The 6,906-nt window shown below is 66.6% G+C and carries 6 protein-coding genes and 1 pseudogene; 6 read left to right on the top strand and 1 reads right to left on the bottom strand.

Going from position 1 to position 6,906, the window contains the following annotated elements; translation table 11 throughout:
* Positions 1 to 16: 16 nt before the first annotated feature.
* Positions 17 to 679 (bottom strand): hypothetical protein, encoded by a 663-nt coding sequence (locus ABT147_RS36020; protein WP_351414208.1) that lies wholly within the window; start codon positions 677 to 679, stop codon positions 17 to 19.
* Between the two features lie 170 nt (positions 680 to 849).
* Here ABT147_RS36020 and ABT147_RS36015 point away from each other — a divergent pair, with 170 nt between their 5' ends.
* The 6 genes and pseudogenes from ABT147_RS36015 to ABT147_RS35990 form a co-directional block, all read left to right on the top strand.
* Entirely contained in the window at positions 850 to 1,005 is a 156-nt protein-coding gene (locus ABT147_RS36015) for a hypothetical protein (RefSeq protein WP_351414206.1), read from the top strand.
* 357 nt (positions 1,006 to 1,362) lie between these two features.
* The gene (locus tag ABT147_RS36010; RefSeq protein WP_351414327.1) at positions 1,363 to 1,716 is read left to right on the top strand and encodes an ASCH domain-containing protein; all 354 of its coding nucleotides are present in this window, start codon (positions 1,363 to 1,365) and stop codon (positions 1,714 to 1,716) included.
* A 1,072-nt stretch (positions 1,717 to 2,788) separates the two neighbouring features.
* Complete coding sequence (locus ABT147_RS36005) at positions 2,789 to 3,568, top strand: hypothetical protein (protein WP_351414204.1); 780 nt, start codon at positions 2,789 to 2,791, stop codon at positions 3,566 to 3,568.
* A 258-nt stretch (positions 3,569 to 3,826) separates the two neighbouring features.
* Positions 3,827 to 5,095 (top strand): ParA family protein, encoded by a 1,269-nt coding sequence (locus ABT147_RS36000; RefSeq protein ID WP_327349130.1) that lies wholly within the window; start codon positions 3,827 to 3,829, stop codon positions 5,093 to 5,095.
* Positions 5,092 to 6,177, top strand: a complete 1,086-nt coding sequence (locus ABT147_RS35995; protein ID WP_351414202.1) for a ParB/RepB/Spo0J family partition protein — start codon at positions 5,092 to 5,094, stop codon at positions 6,175 to 6,177. The genes ABT147_RS36000 and ABT147_RS35995 overlap by 4 nt, the downstream gene beginning before the upstream one ends.
* Before the next feature lie 379 nt (positions 6,178 to 6,556).
* A pseudogene (locus ABT147_RS35990) lies at positions 6,557 to 6,808 on the top strand (IS110 family transposase); the annotation flags it as partial.
* Positions 6,809 to 6,906: the final 98 nt, after the last annotated feature.

Here is a 6,906-nt window from a genome sequence, read left to right as displayed (position 1 = left end):
CCCGGCTCCGCGACCGTCACAGCCTGCTGTCAGCGCCGGGAGTGCCGTACCAGCGCCACTTGGTAAGGCGCGGCCGACCGGGAAGTTCCGCGCGGCCGGTGGCCCAAAGGAGGGTTGGCCACCGGCCTGTATCGGTCGGGGCGTCGGGGAAGAGCCGGTCCAGCACCCGGCCGCATAGGTCTGCGGGCGGCGTCCAGTCCAGGCCCATGCCCTCGGCGACGTCGTGGGTATGCACCAGGGCCTCGACGATGCCCATCGCGGCGAAGCCTTCGGGGTCGGCAGGGCCGAAGACGTGATGTGCCCGGACCGTGGGTGGCGTCGTGCGGACGATCGCGGTCAGCAAGGCTCCGCTGGCATCCAGTACTTGCAGCAGACCTGCTGGGCCAGCCTCGCGGTCCGCGAAGACAGCATTCGCGGGACCGCCCGGCCTCTTGCGGCTCCACGCGAACGGCACGTGGGTGTCCAGCGGCGGGTTCGCCGGGCTCAGCTGGACAGCGTAGGAGAACAGGTCGTCGGCCAGGTGCTCGATCGTCTCCCAACAGTCCCACTCGAGGGAACCGGCCTTGGCACTCCAGTCCAGAGCGGTCGCCCTGCGCAGAGCGGCGAGCGCCAAACGGACGGCATGTTCGACATCGGCCGCGGTAACCGGGCCGTTCGGTGATCCCTGTACTCCAGCCATGACGGGACCGTATCAATGATCATCCGACCCCAGGGAAACCGTGTTCGAGTTGGAGGCGGCAAGAGCCAGGCCGTTTCCGGTGCGTCTTTGGCGGCTCCGCCCGAAGTGGAGCCAGATCAACTTCTTACGTTGTGGAACCACTTCCTGTCCGTGCAGTGGAGCCCAAAGAAGTGCTTAAAAACACCCGGGTGTCGGCGGTGTGCACGCATCACGGCCCGTACACGGACGCGATCACGGCGATCGGCGGCGGCTACCTCGACCTCGCCACCTTGTACCGGAACATGGTCAAGGAGTTGGCCGCGCTCGGGGAGAGCGGGGTTCTGTAGGTGATGGTCAAGGGCACCGACTGGATGCCCGGCAGCCTCCTGGTCGACGGCGCGCTCCAGGCCGTCGGGCTGACCCGGGGGCAGCTGCCCGCGCGGCTGTTCTGCCCGATGATCGTCGCCGAGGCGGGCGCCAAGCTCTCCAAGAGACTCATCCGAACCGGGGACGCGGCGTTGCCCACAGGCGCCGAACCCTGGATGCTCGACACTCGGAAGTGGCCCGGCACCGTAGGGGAGTTCGCCGATCGCCTGCGGAACCTGGCGAGCCTGCTGCTGTCCCACCCCCGGCACTTCTTCCGCTCGTACTCGGCTGCGGAGCTGTCGCGGCTGATGTACCTCACCCGCAGGGAGCCCGGCTACATGAGCACCGCCTCAGCCCGCGTCCTCGAGCTGAACCTGTACCCCCAGTACTTCGACCTCGTGGCCGCCGGCCGTAAGACCCGCGAGGTCCGGGTGAAGTACGCCAAGTTCGACGGCCTGGCGGCCGGTGACCTGATTCGGTTTGCGGTGAAGGGCGCCGACCAGTCATGCCTGACGCGGGTGACACGGGTCGCGGAGTACGCCTCTTTCGAGGACCTCCTTGACACCGAAGGGCCGTCCCAGGTCAACCCCGAGGCGACCCGCGAGGAGCAACTCGCCAACATCCGGCGCATCTACGGTCCGGAGAGGGAGCGGCTCGGATGCCTGGCCATCGGCATCGAGCTGGTCGACTGACCCACCCAGAGAACGAGGCCCCCCTGGCCGCTCCTCCACAGAGGGCGCAGCCGGGGGCCTTTCTGCGTTCCGGGGCCGTCCACCTTTCTGTTGGTAGACGACGACTATTGGCACTCGACTTCATCCGCCCCTGCCCATGGCAGAGGCGATGTCGTCACGAGTAACGCTGAGGTACGGCTACCTGTGACTGCCCCCACCGCATGCGGCGGCGGGCACCAAGAGAGGCCCTGTCCCCCGCGTCGTGAAGAAAGCAGGACAGGGCATCTTCTGCGTTTGGCCAGGACGCTTCAGCTCTCGTAGTGAACTCCTCAAGGAGCGATCGCAAGGAGCCAGGGCCGTGCTGTGCGGCCGCCGCCAACATCTCCTTCAGCAGGTCCATAGACGGCTGCTGGCCGGCCTTGACCCAGCACTGCGCTGTCATGAACCGCGTGGCCGCCACGAAGTCCGCGGGGGCATCTTCAGTTCCAGGTGCATGGCCACGTACGTCGGGTCGTCGTACGGCAACCTCCGCGGCTGGCCGTCCACCCGCTGTCTCGTACCGTCTGCTGTCTGGCATCCAGATCATGCCGTTGGCTCGGCAGCGGTGAAGCCTTCGCAGAGGGCCAGCACAATGGCGTGACTCGTTCTTCGGTGCTGCGCCAGCAGGGCGTCAACGAAGGCTCCGCGTTGGGCCGCTGATCCAACGTGCCTGCCCTCGGAGAGCAGTGGCGACGGCAGGATCGGGGCGGCGACGTGGGCGAAGGTGCCGGTGCCGTCAGTTCGTCGAGAGAGTGAGTCTGCATGGCGGTGAGGGCCATCCGCTACGGACGTCCTCGGCGAGTCAGGTTCTCCCCTCCCCCTCGGATCTATTACGCCGTAATAGACGCCGCCACTGAGTGTGGCGCCATCGGCGTAGCCAGATGTGCGTATCGGCAAGTGGGTCCGCTGGAACTGGCACCTGCCGAAGTGCCTCGTCCTGCGGCAGCTGACCGTGGTAGTCGGACGGAAGCACATCTCGGATACTCGGGACTCCACCAAAACCCTGCCGTGCCTTGCGTCCCAGAGGGCTGGCACGCGGGATCAGGGAGAATGCATGCTGGCGAATCTGCTGCCTGGCCTTCGTGATGTCCGAGCGCCGCTCTCAACGGGCTGTATCTGGCTGCTGACACTCTGGCTGATCTTGGGTAATCGCGTGCCAACACAACAGCAGGCTCAAGGCGTGTGGGCTTCGCTGTATCGCCTTGGCGGCTTGCTGGGTCCTGCGGGGGTGCTCGCGGCCGGAGCCTTTCTCGCCTACCTCATCGGAGCCATGCTCGCGGTCAGAGTGGTCACCGTGAACGTGCAGGAAGCACCGAAGACAGCCCGGTTCTGGGATCCCAGGACGACCCTCACGCCACGCGTGTCACGGCTTGCGTTCAACGACCTGGTGGCCTTCTTGCAGGACCAAGGGCGGGTACCGGCCCCTCTGCCGGAGACCAACTCGGGCGGGGGAGCTGAGCGAGAGCGCGGCGAACGACTCGTGGGGAATCTCGCTGCCCGAGACATCCTCGGGGAGACCAGGCAGCTTCGCATCAAACTGCTGACCGCCAACTACGACTTGTTCAACGAGTACGACCGAGCCGTGGGCGAAGCGGAGTTCCGTACAAACGTCGCCTACGCCCTCGTCGGGCTGACGGCTGCGCTCAGCTGGCTGCAGTCACCCTGGTGGGCCCTCCTGCTGGCCGTATCCGTCCGGCTCTACGCGGCCGGGGCGGGCAGCGAGCGAGTGGCCAATGACGTCATCATCCAGGCTGTGGTGGCAGGTCTTGTGACACCCGTCGCTTTGAGCGGAGCCGCCGGAGTGCCGGCCGTTCCTGTCGGAGGCAGCCAATAGATGCGGGTGTTCCGCCCCGGTGGTGCGGCTACTGCCTCCCTCGGGCGGTCACCGCTACCCCGGCTCGCGCCCGGACTTCGGGCCGGGACGCAGCCATTACGGCGTAATAGGGCGCGGTCTGGCGACGGCAAGAGGTCGCAGGCTATTACGGCGTAATAGCCTGCCGGGAGTCTGTCGGTGGGGCTGACGCCTCAAAAAGTGCCAGTAACTAACGTGTCGATGCTGCAAAAGATCATGGACGTTAGTAAGGTGTCCGCTATGAGTTCACCAGCCACCTCCGGCGACCGCGAGAAGGTCGTCTCCAAGCTGCCGGGATGGCTCCGGCAAGACCTCAAAATCAGAGCCGCCCAACACGGCATCGAGATCCAGGCCGCCGTAGAGCAGGGCATCACCGACTGGTGCAACCTGGCCTCCACACCCGCCACGATCGACACCGCCGGCGCCGAGTCCTTCTCCACCTTCCTGCCCGACGGCCAGTGGGAGACGTTCCGAAGCGTTGCCACAGACCGGAGTGTCTCTCTCATCCAAGGCCTGGCCCAAGCCGTCCAGTTGTGGCTCGACGCCAACCCCGCCCCGCACATCGCCCGCCCGACAATCACCCGCCGCATGGTCGTCTGCAACCAGAAAGGCGGCGTCGGAAAGACCGCCATCACCGCCGGTACCGGCGAGGCACTGGCCGAAGACCCCAACACCCTGCACCCCGTACGCGTCGCCAAAGCACTCACCAAGGCTCTCCGCGCCAGCGCAACACGAGCCGACGAATCGGAGCCGGCAGGAGACGACCCTCTCGACATCGAGAACCTCCCGGGCCCCGGACTGCGCGTGCTGCTCGTCGACTTCGACCCGCAGTGCCACCTCACCAACCAGCTCGGTGCCAACCCCCTGCCGATGAACGGGGACAGCCTCACCAACCACATGGCAGGCGATCCCAAGGGAGACCTCCGCGACCTCATCGTCTCCATCGACGACGAAAACTTCGGCGGCCGCCTCCACCTTCTGCCCGCCTGCAACGACGCATTCCTGCTCGATGTGCGCCTCTCCGCGGTGCGGGCCCGCGAAGCCGCCCTGGAACGAGCCCTCGCTCCGCTCGAAGCCGACTACGACGTCATCCTCGTCGACTGCCCGCCCAGCCTCGGCCTCAGCATGGACGCCGCCGCCTACTACGGCCGCCGCCGCGACGGAGAAAAGCCGGGACAGTCTGGCGCCCTGATCGTCGTGCAGGCAGAGGACAGCTCCGCCGACGCCTACGAGCTGCTCACCACACAGATCGACGACCTGCGCGGAGACCTTCAGATCGACATCGACTACCTCGGCATCGTCGTCAACCTCTACGACTCCCGCCGCGGTTTCATCGCCACCTCCTCACTACAGGGGTGGGTCGACATAAAGGATCCGCGGGTCATCGGCCTCATCGGCGATCTCAAGGAACAGAAGGAAGCAGTGCGCATGAAGCAGCCCCTGCTGTCGTACGCGCCCAAATCACAGCAGGCGATCGGCATGCGCGCACTGGCCCGGGAGATCGCATGAGCAAGGCCGACCAGCTAGGCGCCGGCCGGTTCGGCGGGGGAGTACGCCCCATCAGCGCACGCCGACAGGCAGTCGCCGCCGCCACCGGAGTCCCCACCGACGGCGCCGCCGCCCCCACCGAACTCCCCCCGCACCGCATCAGCCTCAACCCTGACAACCCCCGCTCCACTCTCGGCGATCTCACCGATCTCGCAGGCAGCCTGACAACACACGGCCAGAAGCAGGCGATCACGGTCATGAACCGCGACGCCTACGTCAAGGCCAACCCAGACCGCGAAGCCGACCTCGAACCCGACACCACCCACGTCGTCATCGACGGCAGCAGCCGCCTCGCGGCCGCCCGCGACGCGCAACTCACGACCGTCAAGATCATGGTCAGCGACGACCAAGGCACCACCTCCGAGGAACTCCTCGAATCCGCCCTCGTCGCCAACATCCACCGCCAGGACCTCGAAGAACTCGACGAAGCCCGAGCCCTCCAACGACTCCTGACCATCCACGGCAGCCAGACCGCCCTGGCCAAGCGACTCCACCGCTCCCAGGGCTGGGTGTCTCAGCGGCTGGCCCTGCTCAACCTCACACCCGAACTCCAGGCACGGGTCGGCGAAGAGCCCATCGACCTGCTGCGCGCCGTGGGCAACAAGCCGGCCGAGCGGCAAGAAGCCGCACTGGAGGAGCTCAAGGCCGAACGGGCGCGGAAGGAGTCGGCGAAGCAGGAGCGCCATTCCAAGAGCCGGAAGAAGGACGGTACTTCCACCTCTCAAGTTGCTCGTGCAGGCAACGGCGAAAACAGCGACGCTGCAGCGCAGGCCGGGGGAGCCGAGCCGACAACAGACTCCTCTGAGACAGAGGACTCCCACGACGGCAACGAGGTGGCCGTACCAGACCCGCGTTCCCATGCCAGCGCAACCGCAGACGAGACGAGGGGTGGTGAAGGGCATCGGCAGCCCAAGCGGTTCCCCTACGAGGACGGCTCATCCGCCGCGGTTTTCTTGATTCACAAGATGCCGCCGGACGAGTTCAACAAGATGCTCGACCTTCTCATCCAGCACCGGGATAGCCAGACCGCTCCTGTTGGTTGACCTGCCACATCCTCCTGCAACTCCGCGCTGCACACCGCAGCAAACTTTGAAGTAGCGCTGCTGACCCCCGACGAACGAGAAGCTGAAAGTGCGGCGGCCCACCGTCTCGGAACAGCACGGTGGGCCGCTGGCGCGGAGGTCCCGCAAGGAGGCGAAGCAGCAGGAATGCGGTCCGAAGAAGGAGACTGCCGCGCCTGCCCCGCAGCAGGCTGCGAAGTCCGACAGCTATTACGACGTAATAGAGGACGACGCATCGCCCGAAGCCCCGAGTGCCCACGCACAGCCGCAGACGGACTCAACGCCGCCTGGCACCCGCGTGACAACCCCGAGCCGAGGAACGCCCGCTCCGCAAGCTGCCGTACGACGAGCCGGGCACCCTCGCATCGACGGCCCGCCGCGCCGCCCGCAGCGATACAACCGCCGCCTCCAACGCGTCTTCTACACCTCGGCGTTGTTCAGCATCCGCCACTGCGAGGAATCCCGGCGCTTCTACGATCGCAAACGTGCTGAGGGCAAGCGTCATACCCAGGCCGTCCTGGCTCTCGCTCGCCGCCGCGTCAACGTCCTCTGGGCCCTTCTGCGCGACGGACTGCGCTACGAGCCAGCTCCGCCGGCAAGGGCTGCCGCATAGGAAGGACGCGACACGCTGCGCGCGGCCAGTTGGCCTGACCGACCCCGTCAGACCAGGCAAAACTCGTTACCTTCCGGGTCTGCCATCACCACGTGATC

This window comes from Streptomyces sp. NPDC001868 (genome assembly GCF_040297125.1).
Lineage (GTDB): Bacteria > Actinomycetota > Actinomycetes > Streptomycetales > Streptomycetaceae > Streptomyces.
This window is presented reverse-complemented; position numbering and strand designations above follow the sequence as displayed.